Origin of the sequence: Catenibacterium mitsuokai (genome assembly GCF_025148785.1) — a bacterium.
GTDB classification, from domain to species: Bacteria; Bacillota_I; Bacilli_A; order Erysipelotrichales; family Coprobacillaceae; genus Catenibacterium; species Catenibacterium mitsuoka.
In genome coordinates this window covers 2,164,364-2,189,053 of sequence record NZ_CP102271.1, presented here as the reverse complement: position 1 = coordinate 2,189,053, position 24,690 = coordinate 2,164,364, and the positions used below count along the sequence as shown (strand labels likewise).

Sequence of the window (24,690 nt, the reverse complement as noted above, 5' to 3'; positions counted from 1 at the left end):
TATGCATATGGCTGACGCCTTGGTCTCACCTGCTGTTGCGACAACGATGTATCTGGCATCAGGTGCAATGACTATTTATTCAATTAAAAAACTAGAAGAAGAAAATGATCCACAGAAACTCCCGATGATGGGTGTTATGGGTGCCTTTGTCTTTGCAGCCCAGATGATCAATTTCACTATCCCTGGAACAGGTTCTTCAGGACACTTAACAGGAGGACTCATGTTAACAGCACTACTTGGTCCTTATGCAGGCTTTTTAACGATGGTAGGTATACTGGCAATACAATGCCTGCTTTTTGCGGATGGTGGGTTACTTGCCCTAGGATGTAATATATGGAATATGGCATTTTATGGCTGTTTTATCTCTTCGATATTGATATTTAAGCCAATAATCAGTAAAAAATTATCTAAGAAGAATTTGATGATTGCCTCTATCTTAGGTTCTATCATTTCTTTACAATTAGGTGCTTTCTCAGTAGTTGTAGAAACAGAATTATCAGGTATTACAGCACTCCCATGGAACTTATTCATTGGTGTGATGCAGCCTATTCATCTTGCGATAGGTGCGGTAGAAGGTATTATTACAGGCTTAGTTCTATCGTTTATTTATGAAGCACGTCCAGAACTCATCTGGCAGGGGCATACAACTAAACTAGCAAAAACATCTAAAAAGAAGCTTCTTGCATTATTTGGTGGTCTATCAGTTGCAGTGGCTGGTATCTTATCCATATTCGCAAGTGCCTTTCCTGATGGATTAGAATGGTCTATTTTACAGTTAACTGGTTCTACAGAACTACAACACAAAGGGGCTATTTATTCTATGTCTTCTCGTGTTCAGGAACTCACTGCATTATTACCTGACTATAATATTGCAGGACATGAATCAATCTTAGGTGGGATGTTTGCAGGAATCGTTGGAGTCTTAGTTGTTATAGGACTCTATATGCTCATTCATTGTTATCATGAAAAACATACAGAAAGCAATTAAGAGAGTGCATCAAATTGATGCACTTTCTAAGCGTACAACCATTCTTTCTGCCATTCATCCCACTTATAAGATTTTGATTGTATTACTTTATTTGATAATCACTGCTTCTTATTCTATTCATGATTTATATATTTTGGTGATGTTTTTACCATTACTCTTATTTTCGTTATTGGGAGAAATCAATTTATTCAAATGCCTAGGAGAACTCAAACCATTAGTGGCTTTACTACTCTTTATGGGAACACCTTTCTTATTCTTTAAGGGATATGGAACCACTTGTTTTATTGTGCTTGCATTAAAAGGAATATTTGCTTTACTATTCTCTTACATATTGATGACCACAACATCTATGGAGGAACTCTGTATGGGATTATCTAAACTAAAAGTGCCTCAACCTCTTATTGTCGTCATCATGTTAATCCAGAGATATCTCATTCTTTTCTTTAAAGAAACAGATAAAACTTTGCTTGCCTATAGCTTGCGTGCACCAGGACAGAAAGGTATTTCTATAAAGACATGGGGTACATTAGTTGGTTCAATGATGCTTCGTTCCATTGATCGTGCTATGAATGTCTATCAATCTATGATGTTAAGAGGTTTTAAAGGTGTAATGCCATTACAATCACAAAAATATGATTATAAGTTATCTAAACTTACATTTGGTATTATGTGTGTACTATTACTATTCTTGAAAGGAGTGACTTTATGATTAAACTGAATCATTTCTCTTTCTCTTATATAGAGAATCGTATTATATTAGATGATTTGAATTTTCATATCCAAAAAGGTGAAAAAGTAGGGCTCATTGGCTGTAATGGAGCAGGGAAATCTACACTTCTTAAAACTATTATTGGAATAGAAAATGGTCAGGGAGAACTGAAAGTTACAGATTTAACTATGAACAATCAAAACCTTGCATCCATTCGTTCCCATATAGGTTATGTCTTCCAGGATTCAGATAATCAGCTCTTTATGTCTTCTGTATATGAGGATGTAGCCTTTGGCCCAATGAATGAAGGATTACAGGGAGATGAATTAGAAGAACGTATCAACAAAGCATTAGATCTTGTACATATGCAGGAAAAGAAGCATGAGAAGATTTATCGCTTATCTGGTGGGGAGAAAAAAAGAGCTGCCATTGCGACAGTCCTTTCTATGCGTCCAGATATTCTATTATTTGATGAACCTTCTGTTTCATTAGATCCTAAACATCGTCGTGGACTAATTAACGTATTAAACGAACTCCCTTATACAATGTTGATAGCGTCCCATGATTTAGATTTTATTTATGATACATGTGATCGTGTTTTATTACTATCTAATGGAAAACTTGTTGCAGATGGACCAACTCAAGACATCTTAACAAATAAAAAGCTTCTTGAAGAAAATGGTTTAGAGCTTCCTCTTTCATTTAGTAGACAAAAGAGTATATAATAAAACTTTGTGAGGTGAAAAAGATGCGTTATGCACAAATAAGAGAAGTAGATATTGCGAATGGACCAGGTATTAGAGTATCTCTTTATACTCAAGGATGTCATCGTCATTGTCCATTCTGTTTTAATCAGGAAACATGGGATTTTAATGGAGGAAAGGCTTTTACATCTGAATTAGAAGATGTATTAATTAAACTAATTAATAAACCCCATATTGCAGGATTCACACTTTTAGGTGGAGAACCTTTTGAAGAAGAAAACAGAGACGATATTTTAGAATTACTCAAACATATCAAAAAAGAATGTCCTACTAAATCTATTTGGGTCTATTCTTCATTCCTTTATGAAGAAATTATGGAATGGAAACAGCCATTACTTGATTATGTTGATGTATTAGTAGATGGACCATTTGTAAATGAATTAAAAGATGCAAATCTCAAATTCAGAGGTTCTTCTAATCAAAGAATTATTGATATTAAGAAAACAAAAGAAAATAAAGATATCACTTTAGTTGAGTTCAAAGAGATATAATAAATGCTTATTAGTTTGATAAATATTTTTCTGTACAAAAGAAAACGTTTTAGCGTATAATAGTATTTATAAAGATTATAAATGGAGGGGATTTTTATGAAAAGTCTCAAGATTATAGTGGCAGCAGCTTTGGTTGCTTCTATGTTAGTGGGATGTGGTTCTACTTCCGATGATAAAGCAATTTATAACTTTTCAAGTGAAGCAGATGTAACATCTCTAGATTCAAGTGTATCTGATGATGGTGTTTCATTTAATGCGATTCATGCATTTAGTGAAGGACTCATGGATATTACTGCAAAGGGTGGTACAAAGCTTGTACCAGCTGCTGCATCATCTTATAAGGTATCAGATGATGGATTAACTTATACATTTACTATTAGAAAGAATGCGAAATGGTCTAATGGTGATGATTTAACAGCTGATGATTTTGTTTATTCATGGAGAAAACTAATTGCGAATGCAGGTAGCTATGCCTATATCTTTGGTAAAGAAGGGGCATGTATTAAGAATGCAGATGAATTGGCTGAACTTGGTACTACTGCTGGTGATAAGATCAAGGAACTAGGTGTTGAAGCAAAGGATAAGAAAACATTACAGGTTACTTTATCTCAGCCATGTCCTTATTTCCTAGAAATTATGACATTCCCATGCTTCTATCCACAGAATCAGAAATTTGTTGAAAAGTGTGGTTCTAAATATGCTACTGATGCGAAGTATTTACTTGCAAATGGTCCATTCAAGGTGACTAAGTGGACTAAGTCTAATAAGATTACTTTTGAAAAGAATAATAAATACTATGATGCAGATAAGATTGAACTAGATGGTTTAAATATGTATCTTGTTCAAGATCCTAAGACTGCAGCTGCAGCATTTGATAATGGTAAAGTTGATTTTGCGACTATTAACTCAGCTTTAGTTGATAAGTATGAAGGTAAAGATAGTCTTGTAAAGTTCAAACAGGGTTATATGTATTATTTATATTTGAACTTCAATAACAAGGCTCTTGCGAATACAAATATTCGTAAAGCATTATCTCTCGCTATTGATCGTAAAGACTTATGTAATAAAGTCTTAAAGGATGGTTCTAGAGAAGCAGATGGTTTTGTAAGTGCTGATTTCACTTATGGACCAGATGGTAAAGAATATCGTTCAGAAGGTAAAGATTATACTGAATATAATCTAAAAGAAGCACAGGCTGCTTTTGATCAAGGCTTAAAAGAACTTGGTGTTTCTTCATTAAAATTAAGATTGCTTTATGGTACAGATGAAACACCTGCAGATACTGAAGCAGAATATTTACAGGCATGTTTCAAAAAACTTAAAGGTTTAGATATCGAAATGGTTGCAACTGTTAAGAAAGACCGTGTAGAACGTCAGAAATCAGGCGACTTTGATATCTCATGTGCAAGATGGGGACCAGACTTCCCAGATCCAATCACTTATTTGAACCTTGTTTCTACAGGTAACTCAAATAACTATGGTAAATATAACAATGCGAAGTATGATCAGCTTATTAAGGCTTCTGCAACTGAAAGAGATGCTAAGAAGAGATGGCAGATGCTTTATCAGGCAGAAGATATCTGTATGAGTGAATATGCTGTATTACCAGTATTCCAGAAGGGCGCTGCATCATTACAGAATAAGAAATATACAGGTATTGTATATGAAGCTGCATTAGGTTCAGCATTCACATTCAAGTTTATTCATAAGACTAAATAAGATACAAATCCCGGGTCAATCTCGGGATTTTAAATTTCTCACGAATTCTTTAAAAAAAGTTAAATTTTCTCTTTACAAACCACTCACACTTGTATATAATCTTACTTGTCTCTTACGAGAGATATGGCGGTTGTGGTGAAGCGGTTAACACACCGGATTGTGGCTCCGGCATTTCGTGGGTTCGATCCCCATCAGCCGCCCCATTAAAAAATAACTCTGGTTTACCAGAGTTTTTATTTTATATAAATAAAGGAACTGTATTTTCATATAGTTCCTTTCATATTGTTGATAAACTAAATGTGTGAGCAGTCTTATCTTTTGATTTTAGTGATAATGTTGTAATGGTATATTGTTTTGAACAAATGATTAACAAGAAGAAATCAAGGTTGGTCTATGAAAAAGAAGAGAATTCTATTAATAACACTTATTTTTGCATTATTGATCTGTTTTTTCTTTTTCTTGCCTAAAGAAGTTAAACAGCCAGTAAAGAAAAAAATAAAATCTATAAGTTATGAACATCCAGAATATAAAGAACGTTATAATTTATATAAAAGTAAGCATCCTCATCTAACGAAAGAAGAGATTGTTACACTTGTAAATATGAATCGTGATTATGATTTCTATGATCATATTATAAAACAAGAACATCCTAATGATTTAAATACAATTGTGAATAAATATTATCAGTTAGATGAAAACTATGCGCCCGATGATCTTGTAGAAATCAATAATAAAGCTAAAAAGTATGGTTTTCTTTATGGTAAACATACTGCTCGAAAAGTTTTATATGATGATTTTATTGCTTTACAAGAGGCTTGTTATCAAAAGGGCTTTGAGTTATACGTAACTTCTGGCTATCGTTCTACACTTTGGCAAAAAGAAATCTATAATCATATGGTAGAAACCTATGATGTTGCAAAGGCCGATGAAACATGTTCACGTCCCGGTCATAGTGAGCATACAACAGGTCTAGGACTTGATGTTGCTTTAGATCAATACAAATATGAAGATGTTGTTAATCATCCTTGCTATAAATGGTTTTTAAGTCAATTAAGTCAATATGGTTTTATTCTACGTTACCCAAAGGATAAAGACGATTTGACAGGGTATCATTATGAATCATGGCATATTCGTTATGTGGGTAAAGATTTAGCTAAAAAGGTAGAAGAGAGTCAATTAACATTTGATGAATATTATGCTAGACATTACTAGAAAGAAGATAAAAACTATCTTTTCTAGACTGTAAGTAAACAAAATTGAATGTATAGTTAATGTCGTAAGTGTCCACACTTCAATTAAGAAAATTTGTGGTCTTGCGACTTTTTTGTTTCTTATAAATGGGATGTAATAATAGAAATGACTCATCAATTTGATGAGAAAGACCTGTGAAAAGAACAACAGGACTTATAGATGGTTTTAAATATCTGAATTTGTCAATAATCTGAAAGAAATTGTATTTTCGGATTGTTTTTTCATATAATGATGAGGGAGGGATTTATATGGATATAGATTCTTTAAAAGCATCAAAGAAAACAGATCAGCTCTTTTTGGTTTGTGTCGATCATTATAATACAAGTCATGCGACATTCTATTATTATAAGAAAGAAGAAAAATGGGAGCTTGTCTTACAAACACCAGCACTTATTGGACAAAGAGGCATGGGTGAAGGAAAAGAAGGAGCAAGACAAACACCTATAGGTGAATATACTTTTGGTAAACTCATGGGTATTGCGCCAGATCCTGGTACAATAATGCTTTATCATCAGATTACTGAAGATGATTATTGGTGTGGTGAACAATATTATAATGAGTTTGTGGATGAAAAGACTAGGAACCATTCTCATTGTACAAAAGAGAATGATGAACATCTCATCGATTATGCAAAGCCTTATGAATACACAGCCTTCTTTAACTATAATAAGGAGTGTATTAAAGGAAAGGGGAGTGCTTATTTCTTTCACTGTTTTGGTACTCATGACTATACAATGGGATGCGTTGCCTTACATCATGATATTGTGAAATATCTCTTTACTATGATTGATGAGAAGACGATTATGATCATCGATTCTTACGATAATTTGTATAAATATTAGTTAGTGTCACAGTGATAATTTTATGTTATAGATTAGTGGCGAAAAAACCATAGGCTTGCCTATGGGTTGAAAGCCACATAATTTTTACTTAAGTTTTGTATAGAGTCGATATATAATGTATGTATAAAAACAGAAAGAACTTTTTAATCAATGGGAAGACCAAAATCAAATAATGTTCAAATAAACATATCTATTCCTATGGAGTGGAAAATAGAACTTGAAAACCTTGCGCGTATCTATTCTGTTAAGGAAGGCAAGACTATTACATTTCTTGATCTTATGCGTAGAGGCATTCAGGAAAAATATCAGCTTGGAGAGCAGGGTGATGAGTGAAAAAAAATATCATAGTGCTTCACATTGTAAATATCTAATACAATATCATATCATATGGTGTCCTAAATTCAGATTTTCGGTTTTAAAAGGTAATGTTGAAAATACTTTAAAACAGACATTACAGAAAATTTGTAATGATTATAATTATCATATAAAAGCACTCGAAGTGATGCCAGATCATATACATATTTTCATAGATGTGCCACAGACTGTTGCTCCTTGCGATGTGGCTAGAACTCTTAAAAGTATCAGTGCTATCGAATTATTTAAAGCGTACCCGCAGCTAAAAAAGTTCTATGCAAGATATGGAGCTTTATGGTCAGGAGGGTATTTTGTCTCAACTGTAGAACGCATAAGCGAAGCTACAGTAGTTAAGTATATAGAGGAACTAAAAGATGATTAGTGACGAAGAATACAAAAAGACTCTAAAACAATTTCATAAGCTTTCTGATAGGCATATTCTAGCTGCTGAAACTGATATGTCTTTTTCTGATATACAAAAAGTTGTAAAGCTTTCGGATAAGATCAGAAAAGCAGCTAACGAACTTGTAGGTCTTATGAGAAAGAATTTTGATCAGCTTATGCGTACCAAGAGATATCGTAAACTACTAAAATTATATGGTTCTACAGAAGACAAGAAAAAACGTAAGTATCTTGCTGGACAGCTTAATGAAATGCAAAAGCAGTATGATGTTACCTGGGATTTTTGCAGAAAATCAATGATATTTATTGGCAAGAAGTATAATGTAGATGCGGTCTTTGCCCTTACTAAAGCTGAAGATGTTTGGCATGGCATGGAAAAATGTTTATATGGTAATGGTAATATCTTACATTTCTCTAAATATGGAGACCTGCCTTGCATAAGGGCAAAACAGATGAATCGTGATATCCCTATCTTCGTTAAGGATAATAAGTTACAGTTCAAGCTTGGCAGAACTGTATTTGGAATTAAGATTAATGATAGATTTCAGACAGATGAAGTGAATGCAGTATTGGATTATCTTGCTGAACCTGAAATCATGAATAATAAGGCTGTGCAGACACTCATGGATGAAGCGTACTGTATTGATACATACAGACCCTGCTATGCTACTCTTGTACCAAAAATAATTCGTGGTAAATACAGAGTATATTTACATATAACCATCGAAGGTAAGGCAAAACCTAAATATGACAGATTCGGCAATCCAAGACATAAATATGGCAGAGGAATGATCGGTGCTGATATAGGAATACAGACAGTTGCCTATACTTCCAATACGGAAGTAGTACTTAAAAATCTTTCGGAGCGAGGCAACAGTATTCAGACTTCTGAGAGAAAAGAACGTCTGCTTTATCGTGCTATGGACAGGTCAAGACGAGCAACTAATCCGCAGAATTATAATGAAGATGGTACAATTAAAAAAGGTCGCAAGACTTGGAAATATTCTAATCATTATAAGAAGTTAAAAGAAAAACATTCTGAATTATGCCGTATTAATGCGATAAATAGACAGCTTGCTATAAACGAAGACGCTAATTATTTAAGGAGTCTTGGTGATGTATTTATAACAGAAGCTAAAAATGCAGGTAAGCTTATGAAAAGAGCCAAGGAAACTACTGTCAATAGCAAGGACAGGTTTAATAAGAAAAAACGTTTTGGCAAGTCTATTAAGAATAGATGTCCTTCTGGTTTTCAGACTGCTGTAGAAGAAAAATTCAAGATCACAGGTGGTACATATATAGAAGTGCCTAATGATTATAGAGCATCACAATATGACCATACAGCAGATGAATACATAAAGAAAAAATTATCTGACAGGATGTATCATCTATCAGATGGAACTCTAGTACAAAGAGACTGGTATTCATCATTTCTGTTGTACTGCTATGATTACAGGACTAAGAATATAGATAGAGACAGATGTATTTCAGAATTTGAAGAGTGTTACAGCAAAGAAGAAGCTTTAATTAAAAGAATTAAAATTAATAGAATCAAAGTATTGAATAGTGGAATCAAAATAGCATAAAATAAGCAACAGGGAGATTGATTACACTTCCGTATCGCAAGATAGAAATTTACCGCTAATGTGGTCGTTGGACTGCTTGGTAATAAAAGTTCTTACTTAAATAGATTTACACTTGTATTCCAAAGCCTGAAAATGATGTACGATTACAAGCTAAACTTGACAGTAAGAACCCTACGGGCTTGCCCGTGGGAGTAGTCAGACTGTCAATAAGTTCAGAGTATGAACAAGAAAGGTGTAAAAGAAAATGTTGAAATTCTTGAAAATGGAAGGTATCGGGAATGACTATGTTTACTTTGATGGAATCAATCAGGATGTTCCAACAGATGAAACATTTATCAAGAAGGTATCTAATCGTCATATAGGTATTGGCAGTGATGGTGTCATTATCATCTTACCAAGTGAAACATGTGATTTCAGAATGCGTATGTTCAACCTTGATGGAAGTGAAGGAAAGATGTGTGGAAATGGAATCCGCTGCTTTTCTAAATTTGTGTATGATCAAGGCTTAACTGATAAGACAACATTGAAGATTGAAACACTTGCAGGAATAAGAACCTGTGAATTGAATGTAGAAGATGGAAAGGTAACAAGTGTCTGTGTAGATATGGGTGAACCAATTACTCTATGTTCTGATATTCCGGTGAATTATTCTAAAGTAGAGATGGTGAATGCACCTATTGAAATAGATGGTAATACATATTATTGTACAGCTGTTTCTATGGGTAATCCGCATGTCATCCAGTATGTAGATACACTTGATTTTGATATCGAAGCAATTGGTCCTAAGTTTGAGCATGCTTCTTTATTCCCTGAATCAGTGAATACAGAATTTGTAAAGGTTGTTGATAGAGAACATCTAAAGATGCGTGTATGGGAAAGAGGCAGTGGTGAAACAATGGCTTGTGGTACAGGTGCATGTGCTGTGATGTATGCAAGTTATCTCAACAACAAGTGTGATGAGAAAGTGGATGTAGAATTATTAGGGGGTCATTTACAGATTGAACTCCGTGATAAGAAGATATTTATGACAGGTCCTGCAAGGACTACTTTTGAAGGTACATTAAAGGAGGAAGACTATGCTTAAAACTGCAGAAGAAATTATCCAGTATATTGGAAATGCGAAAAAACAAACACCAGTCAAGGTATATATCAATGGTCATGATTTACCTAAGGCTGAAGGATTCAAGATGTTTGGTACAGAAGATTCAAAAATCTGTATTGGAGATTTAGATGCAATCCGTGCTTATTTAGAAGAAAACAAAGATAAGATTACAGAAACTTATATGGAACAGGATCGTCGTAATAGTGCGATTCCTATGATTGATATGACAAATATCAATGCGCGTATTGAACCAGGCTGCTTTATCCGTGAACATGTCACTATCGGAGATAATGCAGTTATCATGATGGGTGCAGTCATCAACATTGGTGCTAAGATTGGTGAAGGTTCTATGATTGATATGGGTGCAGTACTTGGAGGACGTGCTGAAGTTGGTAAACATTGTCACGTTGGTGCAGGTGCAGTGCTCGCAGGTGTTATTGAACCCCCTTCAGCAAACCCAGTTGTCTTAGAAGATGATGTATTGATTGGTGCCAATGCGGTTGTTATTGAAGGTGTAAGAATTGGTAAGGGTGCTGTCGTAGGTGCAGGTTCTATCGTTACTAAGGATGTACCAGCAGGTGCCGTTGTTGTGGGTAACCCAGCTCGTATTGTGAAAGAAGAAAAAGACGACCAGACAAAAGATAAGACTCAGTTAATGGATGATTTAAGAAAGATCTAATCATGGATGATTTAAAGAGATGGCGCAGGGATCTACATCAGATTCCTGAGCTAGGATTAAAAGAGACACAAACAACAGCTTATCTAAAAGCCGAACTGGAAAAGATGGGGTATCAGCCACAGCCATTATTAGAAACAGGACTCTATGTCTTTATTGATCATGGCTATGGTAAATCAGTGGCTTTTAGAACAGATATTGATGGCTTACCTGTCAATGAAGAAACAGGTGTAGACTTTGCTTCTACCCATAAAGGAATCATGCATGCCTGTGGACATGATGGCCATATGACTGCACTTCTAGGCTTTGCGAAGGCTTTAAAAGAGAATAAAGAACCTATTCTTTATGATATTCTTTTAATCTTCCAGCCAGCTGAAGAATCTCCTGGAGGGGCACGTATTGTCTGTGAAAAAGGTTTATTAAAACAGTTTAACGTAGAATCTATTTTTGGTATTCACCTCATGCCTTTGTTAGATGAAGGTGTGATTGCTTCTAAACCAGGTGGTTTAATGGCTGAATGTGGTGAATTAGATGTAAAAGTAATAGGAAGAGGAGCTCATGCAGGACTACCTCATGAAGGTGTAGACTCTTTACTTATTGCTTGTTCTTTAATAAATGAATACCAGCATATTTTGACAAGAATGAAGACGCCATTCCATCCAGCTATTATGAATATTGGAGAAATTCATGGTGGTACAGCACGTAATAGTGTGGCCAAGGAAACAGAATTCCATGGCACAGTACGTTGTTATAGTGATGAAATGTTTGCCCATCTCACAGATTCTATAGGACGTATTAATAAAGGCTTTGAAGAAGCCTATGGATGTCAAATTGAGTGGAGCTGTCCACCATTTTATCCAGCTGTCATCAATGATAAAAAGCTATTTAACTATGTCTCATCAATCACTTCATTAAAAGAACTTGATGAACCACTCATGCTTGCTGAGGATTTCTCTTTCTATCAGAAAGAGGTAAAAGGTCTATTTATCTTTGTCGGTACTAAAACAAAGGAATTCCAAAGCGGACTTCATACAGGTACATTCAATTTTAATGAATCTGTATTACAGTCTGTTGTGGATATGTATATGAAAATCGTTTTGAATTATCAGGAGGAGAACTAATGGGGTATTATGAAGAAGGAGAACAGTATTTTCTTCATGCGTATGGCAGATATGATACTGTTTTAGATCATGGAGAGGGAGTATATCTCTATGATACAGAAGGTAATAAATACTTAGATTTCTATAGTGGTATTGGTGTCAATTCACTTGGCTATGGTTATCCTGCTTATGTAGAAGCAGTAGAGAAGCAGTTAAAGACATTAACTCATGTTTCTAACTATTTCTATACTGTCCCTGCCATTGAAGCAGCTAAGAAAGTAGTGGAGGCAACTCGTCTTTCAAAGGTATTCTTCTGTAACTCAGGTGCAGAAGCAACTGAAGGGGCATTAAAGCTTGCACGTAAATACTACTTCTTAAAACATCATAAGGCTGATAGTGAAGTCATCGCATTCCATCAGTCATTCCATGGACGTACAACAGGTTCTGTTAAGTTGACTGGTAATGCCCATTATCAGCAGGCATTTGGTCCATTAATGGAAGGTGTAAAATATGCCACTTTAAATGACTTAGAAAGCGTTAAAGCCTTACTTACTGATCGTACAGGAGCTATTATTGTAGAACCAGTACAAGGTGAAGGTGGTGTCAATCCTTGCACAAAAGAATTCTTACAGGGATTAAGACAAATCTGTGATGAAAAAGATATTTGTCTTATTCTTGATGAAGTACAGTGCGGTATGGGAAGAACAGGAACTATCATGACTTATTTCCAGTATGATATCTTACCTGATATTGTCTGTCTTGCGAAAGGTATTGGCTGTGGTGTGCCCGTAGGTGCTTTTGTGGCTAATGAAAAGTTTGCAGAGGCAATGGAACCAGGCGACCATGGAAGTACTTATGGAGGTAATCCATTTGTGACTGCTGCTGTTTCTACTGTATTTGATATCTTAAAGAAAGATTCAATTGTAGAAAACTGTAGAGAAGTATCTGAATATCTTCTAGAAGAGTTAGATAAAGTTGTTGAGGATTATGACTGTGTTGTAGGTCATAGAGGTTTAGGATTAATGCAGGGAATTGTATTAAATGTCCCAGCTAAGAAATATGTCCAGGCATTACTTGATGAAGGTGTCATTGTAGTCACTGCAGGTGAAAAGGTGATTCGTTTATTACCACCTCTAGTAATCACAAAAGAACATGTTGATGAATTTATTACTAAACTTAGAAAAGTTTTAGCTTAAAATATTAAGAAATCTCCCACTTGTAAAGGAATAAGTAAGTGGGAGGTTTTTTATATGCGTAAATATCCTATATATCTTCAGGATGATGAAATATCCTGTGGTGTCTATTGTATCAAGATGATATTGAAATATTATGATATTGAAGAAGACACCCTCAACATTAAAAGAAAAGCACGAATGGACCATACGGGTACAACCATTAAGGGGTTAGTAGAAACATTTAAAGCCTATGCGATAGAAGCCAAAGCATACCATGCTTCTTTATCAGATATTAAAGAACATATTACATTGCCCTGTATCTTACATACATTAGAAGAGGGCATAGGACATTTTGTAGTGCTCTATGAAATCAAGGAAGATACTTATATTATTGGTGATCCTGCACATGGTATTGTGGTCTATGATCAAGAAGAATTGGCATCAATTTATACAGAAAATGTAGTATCCATCACTCATATTGGACGTTATTTTGAATATGAGAATAAGACATTCAAACAGTTCTTGAAGGAAATCAAGAAGCTCTATCATAAGGATATTAGAAAATTAGGTAGCTATACATTCTTTATCACATTATTCTCTTATGTATTATCACTTATTTATGCTTCACTTATTGATTATATGAAGGTCAAAACACCGAGTGTGATATTAATGATTGTTTCAGGTGCTTACTTGCTTATTGGTTTAGTGAAGATTGGTATAGAAAAGACAAAAGAGAAGAAAAGTATTCTTTTAACTCGTGCTTTTGACAAGGAATTTGTGTATACAAGTATCAGTCATGCAATAGACTTGAAAGGAGATACAGGAACATTACATCCACAGATCATGGATTTATACCAGTTAAGTCAGTTCTGTATTGCGTATTTTAGTATCTTCTATGTAGATCTTGTATCTATTCTATTAGAACTACTTGGTTTATTACTTATTTCTAGACAGTTATCTTTAGTGCTTGTTGTTGTATTAGTGATTCTATCTCTCTTTATCTATTTTAAAAGTAAGCATTTCTTAGAACTCTATAAGGATTATATTGCGGCTCATATTGAGTCTTCTCATGCATTGATTGATTATTTGGACCAGAGGGAAATAGGAAAGAGATATTATGGAAAACATCAATGGCTAAAAAGATATGAACACTATTATGAAAATGAAGCCAATCATAAGCAAGATCAAGAAGAATTCTCACTGACACTCTCTACTGGTATGCATATGATCCAAATACTTGGAGAAGCACTTATATTATTTGTAGGGTTATTTCTTTATCATCAAAAGAGTATTCGTATGGGTGAATTGATTTTATTTTATATGGTTTATAATATGATTCTTATTCCTCTTATTCATCTTTGTACCACTCTAGTGGAATATTCCCAAAGTACAGTACTTTATGAAAAGTATAAGGAACTCACCACACCATTACCGCAAGGTCAATTGCTTATAGAAGAACCCATTCATGCTATTCATATGAATAATGTTTCTTATGCTTATGGTTTTCATGAGCCTGTTTTAAATCATCTTGATTTAGAAATAGATCATTCTTTCTTCTTGTTTGGAGATAATGGATCTGGTAAGTCTACTTTAGCTTATTTACTCGAAGGCAATGATTCTCACTATCGTGGTGAAGTACTCCTGAATAATAAGCCTTTAAAGGATATCAATCAGGATTCTTTAAAGAAACATATCATTCTTGTACAGGAACATGAATCATTTATTCCTGGTTCTATCAAAGAGGTATTGAATTGTGAGGATGAAGAACGTATACTTCATGTATTACTTTCCTTAACAGGAGAAAGATTAATTGAATTAGGAGACTCACCCATTACTTCTCAGGGACTTCCTTTATCCTTAGGAGAACAACAGATTCTTTCCCTTGCCCGTGCCTTGTTGTGTGATGGAGATATTTATATTCTTGATGAGGCCTTGAGTCATCTTTCTTTTGAACGTAAAGAAATCATCATTCAAACTTTGTTTGAGACTTATCAAGAAAAGTTGTTTATGGTGATTTCACATGATAAAAAAATCATGAACATGGGATATGACTATGTTATAATGGATAAAGGAAAAATCATCGAGAAAGGGTGATCATAAATGAATATAGATTTTGTATTTGATAATGAAGTAGATAACTTTGAAAATAATTATGAACAGGATTTTACAGCTATTATTGAACAGGCTTTAAAGACTTTAGGTATTGAAGATGATGTAGAAGTATCATGTGTACTTGTAGATGATGAAAGAATACATGAAATTAATAGAGAATATCGTCATATAGATCGTTCCACTGATGTTATCAGTTTTGCGATGGAAGATAATGATCAGTTTTATGTGGAAGGCATGCCTAGAACTTTAGGGGATATTTTTATTTCTGTAGATCATGCTAAGAAACAGGCAGAAGAATATGGTCATTCTTTAAGAAGAGAAATGTGTTTCTTATTTACACATGGTATTCTCCACTTACTTGGTTATGATCATATGACAGATGAACAGGAAAAAGAAATGTTTGGTTTACAGGATGAGATTTTAGGTGCCTTAAGTATTGAAAGAGAGGGAGTCTAATGGATTATCAATATCTAGTGGATGAAGCCTTTAAGGCAAGAGAAAATGCCTATGCCCCTTATTCACATTTTAAAGTAGGCGCATGCTGTGAACTCAATGATGGCAAGATGATTTATGGTGCCAATATTGAAAATGCTGCTTACGGTTCTACGATGTGTGCTGAACGTAATGCAGTATTTCAGGCTTATTGTCAAGGCTACCGTAAAGAGGATATTAAAGCACTTGCGATTGTCGGAGATGGACCTACATTGATTTCTCCTTGTGGTTCATGTCGTCAGGCATTGAGTGAACTTTTAAAGCCTGATACACCTATTGTATTAGGAGCAAGAGATCACTATGAAGTGACAAATATCTATGAATTATTACCTAGAAGTTTTAGTGAGGAGGATTTATGAGTTATAAATCAGGTTTCGTAAGTATTGTAGGACGTCCTAATGTAGGAAAGTCTACTTTATTAAATCATATTTTAAAGACAAAATTAGTTATTACATCACCTACTGCCCAGACTACAAGAAATACAGTTCAGGGTGTTTATACAGATGATGAAGCACAGATTGTATTTTTAGATACACCTGGTATTCATAAACCACAGGATGGTTTAGGTTCATTTATGAATACAACAGCTCTAAATAGTATCGTAGGAACTGATGTGATTTTATTTATCGAACCTGCCAATGAACGTATTGGTAAGGGGGACCGCTTTATTGTAGAAAGGCTAAAGAAAGCAGAATGTCCTGTCTATCTTGTTTTAAATAAGGCGGATCTTCTTTCAAAAGATGAATTAATGGATAAGTTGATTGAATGGAATCAGATGATGGACTTTAAGGAAATCATCCCAATCAGTGCACTTAATGGGGATAATGTGGATGAATTAATCAAGACTGTCAAACAGGATTTACCAGAAGGCCCAGCGATTTATCCAGAAGATACAATTACAGACCATCCAGAACAGTTTATTATGGCTGAATTCATCCGTGAAAAGATTCTTTATTTCACTCATGATGAAATTCCACATGATGTGGCAATAGAAATTGAACAGTGGATTGAAGATGAAAATGGATTAGACATCATGGCTGTCATTATTGTGAATAGAAAGAGCCAGAAAGGTATTATTATTGGTAAGCAGGGGACAATGATCAAGAAGATCAAAGACCAGGCAAGACGTGATATGAAGCGTTTTGCGGGTGTTCCTGTTAAGCTTTCACTCTTTGTAAGAGTAGAAAAAGACTGGCGTAATAAAGCACAGTATTTAAAGGAATTTGGTTACAACCAGGATGATTACTCATAATATTGAGAAAACAGAAGGGGTTGTACTTAAAATAACACCTTCAAAAGAATCTGATGCAATACTTTCTATTTATACACATGACTATGGTCGTATATCTGTCTATGGAAAAGGAATTAGAAAGATCAATTCTAAAAACGCCCGTGGAGTGACACCTTCCTCGTTAAGCTTATTTGAATTGAATATACGTAAAGGCTTGTCTACTCTTGTACGTGCAACAGGAATTGAATACTATATACATATCCAGGATCATATAGAAACAGATATTCTTGCACAATGTTTATTAGAATATTATTATCGCTATGTTCCTGAAAATAAACCGGATCTAGATACTTATGCATTTTTGGTTGATGCACTTAAGGCAATAGATACAGGATATTCATATAAATTGATTTATGCATTGATTCTTGTCTTTATTATGAAAGATAACGGAATAGAGTTAGAAGTAGACGGGTGTGTCCATTGTGGACATACATCAGTCACTTCTTTTTCACTTGTAGATGGTGGATTTGTATGTCGTAAGCATCAAACACCACAGGATGTACAGATGTCTATAGAAGCTTTAAAGGCAATACGTCATATTTATAAGACGCCGATGGCGCATATTGATACATTGTCTATAGATGAATCTGTACTTAAAGAGATATTATTCATATTTGAGTATTATATTGATGAATATTGTGGAATATATCTCAATGCGTTGCGTTTTGTGAAGGAATGGATATGAGGGGAGGATGGATGTATGAAGCACGAAGAAACTTATACATCAACACTACATACACATGTTCACTTTTTCGTTTATGAACCACAGGTGATCATTAGAGTCAAAGCTGTTTTATTTGTACAGCATGATCTCAATGAAAATGCATGTAACTATGATCATTTTGCGAATTTCATGTGTGATAAAGGATATGTTGTCGTAGTGAGTGATATGGTCGGACATGGTCATTCACTGATTGATTTTGAACAGGGTTATTTTGGAAAAGGAGAAGTACTTGATCATTTGATGAAGGATATGCATCGTCTTCAGAAAATCATGATGGCACGCTATACAGATACACCTTATTTTTATTTAGGAACTGGCTTTGGTGCACAGATGATTCGTGAATATGCAGCACGCTTTGGTGATTATTTCCAGGGAATGTTGTTGATGGGGGCAGTGTCCGGTGTCAGAGCGTACCGCTATAAGAATCTTTGTCTTAACTTCTTTAAGCTGATGAAGGGTGAAAGATATCATTTAAATAAGCTTGCATTAAGAAACAGAATGAAGTTATCACATCGTTTCAATGAAGATCATCCATTCTCTTATCTTGCAGATAATGAAAAATTAGTAGATAGATTTTCTAATGATACATTGACGAATTTCTCTTATACAGTTAAAGGGTATAGTGATATCTATAAGATTTCTAGACATGCCAATAGTGAAGAGACATACCAGAAAACACCAACTTATTTATCTACATGGATTGCATCAGGTGCACTTGATCCTCTCACTCGTCTAGGTAAAGATGCGCAGCTGATTTATCATAACTATAAAACACTTGGCATATCTGATATTACACTAAAGATCTATGACAACAAACGTCATGCATTACTATTTGGCAAGGATCGCATCAATGTCTATACAGACATTCTTGCCTGGTTAAACGCACGTACTTATATCTAACCTTTCTTAGGAAAGGTTCTTTTTTATACCCTTATGATTGGTTGACAAATATACACTATAAGGGTATAAATAGTGGGACTATAAAGTTCATGGCTTAGGTTATTCCTAAGTCATTTCTTATCTCAAGGAGGAAAATATGGCTACAAAAGATATGGAAAAGCTAATTGCACATGCAAAAGGTGAAGGTTTTGTCTATCAGGGATCAGAAATCTATGATGGACTCGCAAATACATGGGATTACGGACCAATGGGTGTCCAGTTAAAGAATAACATCAAAAACTTATGGTGGAAGAGATTCGTTCAGGAATGTCCTTACAACGTAGGTATTGATTCTGCAATCTTCATGAATCCAAGAGTTTGGCAGGCAAGTGGACATGTAGGTAACTTCAATGACCCACTTATTGACTGTAAACAGTGTAAATCAAGACATAGAGCGGATAAATTAATTGAAGCTTATGATCCTGAATTACATCCAGATGGATGGACTCCAGAAGAAATGATGACTTTTATTAGAGAACATAACATCGCATGTCCTGAATGTGGTGGACATGATTTCACAGATATCAGACAGTTCGAATTGATGTTTGAAACATCTATGGGTGTTGTAAAGGATGCTAAGAGCAAGATCTACTTAAGACCAGAAACTGCTCAGGGTATCTTTGTAAACTTCAAGAACGTTCAGAGAACATCACGTAAGAAATTACCATTTGGTATTGGACAGATTGGTAAATCATTCCGTAACGAAATCACTCCAGGTAACTTCATTTTCCGTACGAGAGAATTTGAACAGATGGAACTTGAATTCTTTACTAAACCAAATGAAGACTTAGAATGGTTTGAAAAATGGCGTCATGACTGTATGCAGTTCTTATATGATTTAGGTATCAATAAAGAAAACTTAAGATACAGAGACCATGACCAGAAAGAACTTTCTTTCTACTCTAAAGCAACAACAGATATCGAATACTTATACCCATTTGGATGGGGTGAATTATGGGGTATCGCAGATCGTACTGATTATGACTTAGGACGTCATCAGGAATATTCTAAGAAGAACTTAGAATACTTAGATCCAGACACTCATGAAAAGTATCTTCCATACGTTATTGAACCATCAGTAGGTGCTGACCGTTTATTCTTATCAGTTCTTGCAGATGCATTCGAAGAACAGAAACTTGAAAATGGTGATGTAAGAAAAGTTATGCATTTCCATCCTGCATTAGCTCCAGTAAAGGTTGCAGTATTACCACTTACTAAGAAGCAGTCTGATGAAGCAATGGAACTTTATAACGATTTAGTAAAAGACTTCTATTGTGAATATGATCAGGCAGGTCAGATTGGTAAGAGATATAGAAGACAGGATGCTATTGGTACACCATTATGCGTGACTGTAGACTTCGATACAGCTGAAGATCATAGCGTTACTGTAAGAAATCGTGACACTATGGAACAGATCAGATTACCAATTGATCAGTTAAAAGCTTATATTGCGGATAAAACACGTTTTAACTAAGAGGATGATTAGATGGCAAGATTATCACAGGAAAAGATTGATGAAATCAGACAAAGCGTAGATATCGTTGATGTGATGGGCCAGTACCTTGAACTTCATAAAAAAGGCAAGAACTATATGGCTATCTGTCCTTTCCATGATGATAATCATCCATCTTTATCTATTTCACAATCAAGACAGATTTATAAATGTTTTGTATGCGGCAACGGAGGGAATGTTTTCACATTTATTCAGGAATATTTAAAGGTTCCTTTCGTAGAAGCCGTTATGAAAGTGGCAGAGTTTGGACATGTAGATATGTCTGGCTATTCACTAGAAAAGCGTGTTGTGAAAGTAGATGAGGCGCTTGCGCCTCTTTATGATATGCACGCTTTTGCATTAAAACTTTATATGTATTATCTTTATACCCAGTCAGGTAAACAGGCACTTGATTATTTACGTCATCGTGGTTTTGATGATGATCTCATCAAGATGTTTGGGATTGGTTATGCGCCAGAAAAATCCATTCTACATGAACGTTTCCAGAAAGAAGGCTATACTGAAGTGGCTCAGGTCAAATCAGGCCTAGTCTTAGAGAATGAACGTCATTATGATCGTTTCCATGATCGCGTCATGTTCCCTCTTTATGATGAATTTGGAAAAGTTGTCGGTTTTTCAGGAAGAGTTTATAAAGTTCAGGATAAGAATTCTAAATATATGAACTCACCAGAGTCCGATATATTTATTAAAGGTAAAACACTTTATAATTACCATCGTGCGAAAGAAGCAGTTCGTCAGGCAGGCTTTGTCTATATTAATGAAGGGTTCATGGATGTGATTGCGATGCATCGTGCCCATCATGATAACTGTATTGCCTTGATGGGTACAGCTCTTACTAAAGATCATTTAAGAATGTTGAAGCGTATGACACGTACGATTCATTTATGCTTAGATGGTGATATGGCCGGTCAGGCGGCCGCAATGAAATCCAGTGATTTACTTACATCGCAGGGCTTTGAAGTCAAAATCGTTCTTTTACCTGATGGACGAGATCCAGATGAAATCTTATCAACAGAAGGTATAGAAGGTCTGGATGCGGTTTTAAAGGATACATTAAGTCCTATTGACTTCATGATGGCCTTTGAATGTTCAAGACTTGATTTACGTAATTATGAAGATCGTAAAACCTTACTTGTAAAGGCATGTGAGAAGATTGCGAAGATAGAAGATAGAATTGATCGTGGACATTATATTGCGAAGCTTTCATCATTGACTGATTTCCCTAAGGAAATCATTGAGGAACAGCTGCTCAATAGTTCCGCTATTCTAGAACATCGTGAACAGTTCTCTCAAAATCGTATTGAAACAATTCAGGACCAGCGTCCTATTCTAGATAAATATACTTTGGCAGAAAAGAATTTATTATTCTATATGTTGAATGACCGTCAGGTCAGTGATATTTATGAAGCAAAAGCAGGCTTTATGCATAATGATACATATCGTGCATTAGCCGCTTATATTAGAGACTATTATCGTACGCATAAGACAATGGATGTAGCGAACCTTATCGATAAGATTGGGAGTTCTCATTCAGCTCTTGTGAATGCATTGACAGATATTGCGGAGTGTTCACTTCCACTCCCTTATCAAAAAGAAGTAATTGATGATTATATTGCGAGAATTACAGAAAATACCAAGAATATTCGTGAACAGGAACTGCAGCAACAGTTCAAGGATGTTCTTGCACCTAGCGCAAAAGCTGAGATTCTCCAAAAACTAATTGATTTGAAAAAGGAGTAGCTATGGCAAAAAAGGATAAAGCAGTACAGGGTATTACTCTTGAAGAACTTGAAAAAATGCTGATTAGTGCCGCTAAGGCTAAAGGCAACCGTTTAACTCAGGATGACTTAGATGCTTTCCAGTCTAGATATGATTTAGATGATGAAGCATATGAAAACCTTATTGATGCAATCAATGAAAACCACATTGAAATTGAAGATGGTTTAGATGCATTAGAAATAGATGATGATGACTTCATGGCTGGAGGGGCAGATGATCTTGATGACCTTGAAGGCTTAGAAGTAGATACAGATGATGATACAGGTGATGATGATATTGCTAATCTAGATTTCGGTAATGATCTAGATATGGACTTTGGTGATACAAATAAGATGTATAACCAGTCTGATGACGATGATGATATGAACCAATTAGGTTCTAACGTTAAAATCAATGACCCTGTAAAAATGTACTTAAAGGAAATTGGTCGTGTAGACTTATTAACTCATGAACAGGAAATTGAACTTGCAAAACGTATTCTTGAAGGTGATGAACAGGCTAAGAAAGAACTTGCAGCTGCAAACTTAAGATTAGTTGTATCTATCGCTAAGAGATATGTAGGGCGTGGTATGTTATTCCTAGACTTAATTCAGGAAGGTAACATGGGTCTTATTAAGGCTGTAGAAAAGTTCGATTATACAAAAGGATTTAAGTTCTCTACATATGCAACATGGTGGATCAGACAGGCTATTACTCGTGCAATTGCCGATCAGGCACGTACTATCCGTATTCCAGTACATATGGTAGAAACTATCAACAAGTTAACTCGTATCCAGAGACAGCTTGTTCAGGAATTAGGTCGAGAACCAACAGCTGAAGAAATCGCAGAAAAGATGGATGGAATGACTCCTGCAAAGGTAAGAGAAATCCAGAAGATTTCTTTAGAACCAGTTTCTTTAGAAACACCTATCGGTGAAGAAGATGATTCTCATTTAGGAGATTTCATTGAAGATGAAGGTGCTATGAGTCCTGATGATTATGCATCTAACGAATTATTAAAAGATGAATTAAATGAAGTATTATTAGAACTTACAGATAGAGAAGAAAAAGTATTAAGACTTAGATTTGGTCTAGATGATGGACGTACAAGAACACTTGAAGAAGTAGGTAAAGAATTCAATGTTACTCGTGAACGTATCAGACAGATTGAAGCAAAAGCTTTAAGAAAATTAAAACATCCTTCACGCTCTAAACGTCTAAAGGACTTCTTAGATCACTAATGAAGCTTCATTCAAAACGTCTAAGCAAAGTTGCTTGGATGATTGAAGAACATAAACAAGGAACTATCCTGGCAGATATCGGCACTGATCATGCCTATCTGCCTTGTTTTTTACTTGATGAAAACATCATCACATCAGCTTATGCATGTGATGTAGCGGAAGGACCTCTCTCTAGTTCTAAAGAAACAATTCAGTCTTTACATCTTGAAAATCAAGTCATCCCATTACTTGGTAATGGATTAGATCCTATCATCGATAAGAAAGTAGATATGATCTCTATTTGTGGTATGGGTGGCTTATTGATGAGTGAAATATTAGATGCCCATCTTGACTATGTAGAAGATAAAATACTCTTTCTACAGGCCAATACAGCCATTGATTTATTAAGAGAATACTTAATGAATCATAACTTACAGATTATTGATGAAGCATTAGTCAAAGATGCTCATCATATTTATGAAATCATGGTTGTGAAAAAAGGCCATCAGGAATTAGATGAAAAAGATATTCTCTTTGGACCAGTCCTTAGAAAACAGAAGGATCCTCTCTTTATTGAAAAGTGGGAAAGAGAACTAAAGATCCAAAGACGTATATTGGATTCATTAAATACTGAACATGAAAAATATGCAAAGGTATTACATTCTATTGCCTTAATTGAAGAAGTACTCTAGGTACTTCTTTTTTGTGTTATAATGTTTGAAATGGAAGGTGATATTTATGAAAGCAGAACAGATTATTAAAATCATGGAATCTCATTATCCTTTAAACTGTCAAGAGGACTGGGATCATTGTGGATTACAGGTGGGTAATATTCATACTGATGTGAATAAAATAATGATTGGTTTAGATGCAGACTTACAAACTCTACAGGAAGCCATTGATGCAGGATGTCAGATGTTGATTACCCATCATCCATTCTTATTCAATACATTGACTTTAGATACTACAACACCTGTAGGACGTTTTATTGAAAAAGCGATTAAACATAACATTGTTGTCTATAGTGCGCATACATCTTTAGATAAGATTTCCATGAATAGATGGCTAATGGAAGCATTAGGATGTTTAAATATTGAAGATGCCGATGAATCTAATATTACCAAGAAGGGTGTACTCCCAGATACAATGGGTATGTATGAATTCTTAGACTATGTAAAGAAAGCTTTTAATATTCCATCAGTCAATTATGCAGGTAAAGTGAAAGAAGTCTCTACAGTAGGAATCTGTGGTGGCTCTGGAGGAGATTTAATAGATGAAGTCGCTCCACAGGTCGATGCTTATGTCACAGGTGATTTGAAATATCATAGTGGTTTAAAAGCATCAGATTATAATATTCTTTTAGTAGATGTAGGACATCATGTAGAAGTTATTATGGTACATAAATTAAAAGAATTATTAGAAAAAGAAATAGACTGTGAAATCGTAGAAGCGACTTCTCCAGGCTATTTCAAGGAGTATTAG

25 protein-coding genes and 1 tRNA gene are annotated in these 24,690 nt (G+C 35.0%); all 26 read left to right on the top strand.

Going from position 1 to position 24,690, the window contains the following annotated elements; all coding sequences use genetic code 11:
• Window position 1: 1 nt before the first annotated feature.
• The 26 genes from NQ499_RS11360 to NQ499_RS11235 all read left to right on the top strand — a co-directional run bounded on the left by NQ499_RS11360 (window position 2) and on the right by NQ499_RS11235 (window position 24,690).
• Complete coding sequence (locus tag NQ499_RS11360) at window positions 2-988, top strand: energy-coupling factor ABC transporter permease (RefSeq protein ID WP_006504541.1); 987 nt, start codon at window positions 2-4, stop codon at window positions 986-988.
• Window positions 963-1,697, top strand: a complete 735-nt coding sequence (locus tag NQ499_RS11355) for an energy-coupling factor transporter transmembrane component T (protein WP_006504540.1) — start codon at window positions 963-965, stop codon at window positions 1,695-1,697. Before NQ499_RS11360 ends, NQ499_RS11355 begins: the two co-directional genes overlap by 26 nt.
• The gene (locus tag NQ499_RS11350) at window positions 1,694-2,422 is read left to right on the top strand and encodes an energy-coupling factor ABC transporter ATP-binding protein (protein ID WP_006504539.1); all 729 of its coding nucleotides are present in this window, start codon (window positions 1,694-1,696) and stop codon (window positions 2,420-2,422) included. Before NQ499_RS11355 ends, NQ499_RS11350 begins: the two co-directional genes overlap by 4 nt.
• A gap of 23 nt (window positions 2,423-2,445) precedes the next feature.
• Window positions 2,446-2,952 carry an anaerobic ribonucleoside-triphosphate reductase activating protein gene (nrdG, locus tag NQ499_RS11345; RefSeq protein ID WP_006504538.1) on the top strand — a complete coding sequence of 169 codons (507 nt, stop codon included), beginning with the start codon at window positions 2,446-2,448 and terminating at the stop codon, window positions 2,950-2,952.
• A gap of 96 nt (window positions 2,953-3,048) precedes the next feature.
• Window positions 3,049-4,671 carry a peptide ABC transporter substrate-binding protein gene (locus tag NQ499_RS11340; protein ID WP_040389575.1) on the top strand — a complete coding sequence of 541 codons (1,623 nt, stop codon included), beginning with the start codon at window positions 3,049-3,051 and terminating at the stop codon, window positions 4,669-4,671.
• Window positions 4,672-4,797: 126 nt separating this feature from the next.
• Window positions 4,798-4,874: transfer RNA gene (locus NQ499_RS11335), tRNA-His, on the top strand.
• Between the two features lie 190 nt (window positions 4,875-5,064).
• Window positions 5,065-5,883, top strand: a complete 819-nt coding sequence (locus tag NQ499_RS11330; protein ID WP_006504536.1) for a M15 family metallopeptidase — start codon at window positions 5,065-5,067, stop codon at window positions 5,881-5,883.
• A 287-nt stretch (window positions 5,884-6,170) separates the two neighbouring features.
• Window positions 6,171-6,764 (top strand): L,D-transpeptidase family protein, encoded by a 594-nt coding sequence (locus NQ499_RS11325; RefSeq protein ID WP_006504535.1) that lies wholly within the window; start codon window positions 6,171-6,173, stop codon window positions 6,762-6,764.
• 150 nt (window positions 6,765-6,914) lie between these two features.
• A complete protein-coding gene (locus NQ499_RS11320; protein WP_006504534.1) occupies window positions 6,915-7,097 on the top strand; it encodes a hypothetical protein in 183 nt (60 codons plus the stop codon).
• A complete protein-coding gene (tnpA, locus tag NQ499_RS11315; protein WP_006504533.1) occupies window positions 7,090-7,500 on the top strand; it encodes an IS200/IS605 family transposase in 411 nt (136 codons plus the stop codon). Before NQ499_RS11320 ends, tnpA begins: the two co-directional genes overlap by 8 nt.
• Complete coding sequence (locus tag NQ499_RS11310) at window positions 7,493-9,106, top strand: hypothetical protein (RefSeq protein WP_259848516.1); 1,614 nt, start codon at window positions 7,493-7,495, stop codon at window positions 9,104-9,106. Before tnpA ends, NQ499_RS11310 begins: the two co-directional genes overlap by 8 nt.
• A 244-nt stretch (window positions 9,107-9,350) precedes the next feature.
• Window positions 9,351-10,190: a diaminopimelate epimerase gene (gene dapF, locus NQ499_RS11305; protein ID WP_006505522.1), complete on the top strand. Its 840-nt coding sequence runs from the start codon at window positions 9,351-9,353 to the stop codon at window positions 10,188-10,190.
• The gene (dapD, locus tag NQ499_RS11300) at window positions 10,183-10,887 is read left to right on the top strand and encodes a 2,3,4,5-tetrahydropyridine-2,6-dicarboxylate N-acetyltransferase (RefSeq protein WP_006505521.1); all 705 of its coding nucleotides are present in this window, start codon (window positions 10,183-10,185) and stop codon (window positions 10,885-10,887) included. Before dapF ends, dapD begins: the two co-directional genes overlap by 8 nt.
• A 2-nt stretch (window positions 10,888-10,889) precedes the next feature.
• On the top strand, window positions 10,890-12,005 hold the full coding sequence (locus NQ499_RS11295) for a M20 metallopeptidase family protein (protein ID WP_006505520.1): 1,116 nt from the start codon (window positions 10,890-10,892) through the stop codon (window positions 12,003-12,005).
• Window positions 12,005-13,180 carry an aspartate aminotransferase family protein gene (locus NQ499_RS11290; RefSeq protein WP_006505519.1) on the top strand — a complete coding sequence of 392 codons (1,176 nt, stop codon included), beginning with the start codon at window positions 12,005-12,007 and terminating at the stop codon, window positions 13,178-13,180. The genes NQ499_RS11295 and NQ499_RS11290 overlap by 1 nt, the downstream gene beginning before the upstream one ends.
• A gap of 54 nt (window positions 13,181-13,234) precedes the next feature.
• On the top strand, window positions 13,235-15,253 hold the full coding sequence (locus NQ499_RS11285; RefSeq protein WP_006505518.1) for a cysteine peptidase family C39 domain-containing protein: 2,019 nt from the start codon (window positions 13,235-13,237) through the stop codon (window positions 15,251-15,253).
• 6 nt (window positions 15,254-15,259) lie between these two features.
• On the top strand, window positions 15,260-15,727 hold the full coding sequence (ybeY, locus tag NQ499_RS11280; RefSeq protein WP_006505517.1) for an rRNA maturation RNase YbeY: 468 nt from the start codon (window positions 15,260-15,262) through the stop codon (window positions 15,725-15,727).
• On the top strand, window positions 15,727-16,122 hold the full coding sequence (gene cdd, locus NQ499_RS11275) for a cytidine deaminase (RefSeq protein WP_006505516.1): 396 nt from the start codon (window positions 15,727-15,729) through the stop codon (window positions 16,120-16,122). The genes ybeY and cdd overlap by 1 nt, the downstream gene beginning before the upstream one ends.
• Entirely contained in the window at window positions 16,119-17,015 is an 897-nt protein-coding gene (era, locus tag NQ499_RS11270) for a GTPase Era (protein WP_006505515.1), read from the top strand. The genes cdd and era overlap by 4 nt, the downstream gene beginning before the upstream one ends.
• Entirely contained in the window at window positions 17,002-17,739 is a 738-nt protein-coding gene (gene recO, locus NQ499_RS11265; protein ID WP_006505514.1) for a DNA repair protein RecO, read from the top strand. Before era ends, recO begins: the two co-directional genes overlap by 14 nt.
• Before the next feature lie 15 nt (window positions 17,740-17,754).
• The gene (locus NQ499_RS11260; RefSeq protein ID WP_006505513.1) at window positions 17,755-18,678 is read left to right on the top strand and encodes a serine aminopeptidase domain-containing protein; all 924 of its coding nucleotides are present in this window, start codon (window positions 17,755-17,757) and stop codon (window positions 18,676-18,678) included.
• Between the two features lie 136 nt (window positions 18,679-18,814).
• On the top strand, window positions 18,815-20,191 hold the full coding sequence (locus NQ499_RS11255) for a glycine--tRNA ligase (RefSeq protein WP_006505512.1): 1,377 nt from the start codon (window positions 18,815-18,817) through the stop codon (window positions 20,189-20,191).
• A 12-nt stretch (window positions 20,192-20,203) separates the two neighbouring features.
• Window positions 20,204-21,970 carry a DNA primase gene (gene dnaG / locus NQ499_RS11250; protein WP_006505511.1) on the top strand — a complete coding sequence of 589 codons (1,767 nt, stop codon included), beginning with the start codon at window positions 20,204-20,206 and terminating at the stop codon, window positions 21,968-21,970.
• A 2-nt stretch (window positions 21,971-21,972) separates the two neighbouring features.
• Window positions 21,973-23,229, top strand: coding sequence for an RNA polymerase sigma factor RpoD (gene rpoD / locus NQ499_RS11245; RefSeq protein WP_006505510.1), 1,257 nt, complete (start codon window positions 21,973-21,975; stop codon window positions 23,227-23,229).
• Window positions 23,229-23,900, top strand: coding sequence for a tRNA (adenine(22)-N(1))-methyltransferase (locus NQ499_RS11240; protein WP_006505509.1), 672 nt, complete (start codon window positions 23,229-23,231; stop codon window positions 23,898-23,900). Before rpoD ends, NQ499_RS11240 begins: the two co-directional genes overlap by 1 nt.
• A 46-nt stretch (window positions 23,901-23,946) precedes the next feature.
• Window positions 23,947-24,690, top strand: a complete 744-nt coding sequence (locus tag NQ499_RS11235; protein ID WP_006505508.1) for a Nif3-like dinuclear metal center hexameric protein — start codon at window positions 23,947-23,949, stop codon at window positions 24,688-24,690.

What these genes read in the sequence shown, in the direction of transcription:
- NQ499_RS11360 (WP_006504541.1), top strand. Translation starts at nt 2, where the DNA reads ATGCATATGGCTGACGCCTTGGTCTCACCTGCTGTTGCGACAACGATG.
- NQ499_RS11355 (WP_006504540.1), top strand. Translation starts at nt 963, where the DNA reads ATGAAAAACATACAGAAAGCAATTAAGAGAGTGCATCAAATTGATGCA.
- NQ499_RS11350 (WP_006504539.1), top strand. Translation starts at nt 1,694, where the DNA reads ATGATTAAACTGAATCATTTCTCTTTCTCTTATATAGAGAATCGTATT.
- nrdG (WP_006504538.1), top strand. Translation starts at nt 2,446, where the DNA reads ATGCGTTATGCACAAATAAGAGAAGTAGATATTGCGAATGGACCAGGT.
- NQ499_RS11340 (WP_040389575.1), top strand. Translation starts at nt 3,049, where the DNA reads ATGAAAAGTCTCAAGATTATAGTGGCAGCAGCTTTGGTTGCTTCTATG.
- NQ499_RS11330 (WP_006504536.1), top strand. Translation starts at nt 5,065, where the DNA reads ATGAAAAAGAAGAGAATTCTATTAATAACACTTATTTTTGCATTATTG.
- NQ499_RS11325 (WP_006504535.1), top strand. Translation starts at nt 6,171, where the DNA reads ATGGATATAGATTCTTTAAAAGCATCAAAGAAAACAGATCAGCTCTTT.
- NQ499_RS11320 (WP_006504534.1), top strand. Translation starts at nt 6,915, where the DNA reads ATGGGAAGACCAAAATCAAATAATGTTCAAATAAACATATCTATTCCT.
- tnpA (WP_006504533.1), top strand. Translation starts at nt 7,090, where the DNA reads ATGAGTGAAAAAAAATATCATAGTGCTTCACATTGTAAATATCTAATA.
- NQ499_RS11310 (WP_259848516.1), top strand. Translation starts at nt 7,493, where the DNA reads ATGATTAGTGACGAAGAATACAAAAAGACTCTAAAACAATTTCATAAG.
- dapF (WP_006505522.1), top strand. Translation starts at nt 9,351, where the DNA reads ATGTTGAAATTCTTGAAAATGGAAGGTATCGGGAATGACTATGTTTAC.
- dapD (WP_006505521.1), top strand. Translation starts at nt 10,183, where the DNA reads ATGCTTAAAACTGCAGAAGAAATTATCCAGTATATTGGAAATGCGAAA.
- NQ499_RS11295 (WP_006505520.1), top strand. Translation starts at nt 10,890, where the DNA reads ATGGATGATTTAAAGAGATGGCGCAGGGATCTACATCAGATTCCTGAG.
- NQ499_RS11290 (WP_006505519.1), top strand. Translation starts at nt 12,005, where the DNA reads ATGGGGTATTATGAAGAAGGAGAACAGTATTTTCTTCATGCGTATGGC.
- NQ499_RS11285 (WP_006505518.1), top strand. Translation starts at nt 13,235, where the DNA reads ATGCGTAAATATCCTATATATCTTCAGGATGATGAAATATCCTGTGGT.
- ybeY (WP_006505517.1), top strand. Translation starts at nt 15,260, where the DNA reads ATGAATATAGATTTTGTATTTGATAATGAAGTAGATAACTTTGAAAAT.
- cdd (WP_006505516.1), top strand. Translation starts at nt 15,727, where the DNA reads ATGGATTATCAATATCTAGTGGATGAAGCCTTTAAGGCAAGAGAAAAT.
- era (WP_006505515.1), top strand. Translation starts at nt 16,119, where the DNA reads ATGAGTTATAAATCAGGTTTCGTAAGTATTGTAGGACGTCCTAATGTA.
- recO (WP_006505514.1), top strand. Translation starts at nt 17,002, where the DNA reads ATGATTACTCATAATATTGAGAAAACAGAAGGGGTTGTACTTAAAATA.
- NQ499_RS11260 (WP_006505513.1), top strand. Translation starts at nt 17,755, where the DNA reads ATGAAGCACGAAGAAACTTATACATCAACACTACATACACATGTTCAC.
- NQ499_RS11255 (WP_006505512.1), top strand. Translation starts at nt 18,815, where the DNA reads ATGGCTACAAAAGATATGGAAAAGCTAATTGCACATGCAAAAGGTGAA.
- dnaG (WP_006505511.1), top strand. Translation starts at nt 20,204, where the DNA reads ATGGCAAGATTATCACAGGAAAAGATTGATGAAATCAGACAAAGCGTA.
- rpoD (WP_006505510.1), top strand. Translation starts at nt 21,973, where the DNA reads ATGGCAAAAAAGGATAAAGCAGTACAGGGTATTACTCTTGAAGAACTT.
- NQ499_RS11240 (WP_006505509.1), top strand. Translation starts at nt 23,229, where the DNA reads ATGAAGCTTCATTCAAAACGTCTAAGCAAAGTTGCTTGGATGATTGAA.
- NQ499_RS11235 (WP_006505508.1), top strand. Translation starts at nt 23,947, where the DNA reads ATGAAAGCAGAACAGATTATTAAAATCATGGAATCTCATTATCCTTTA.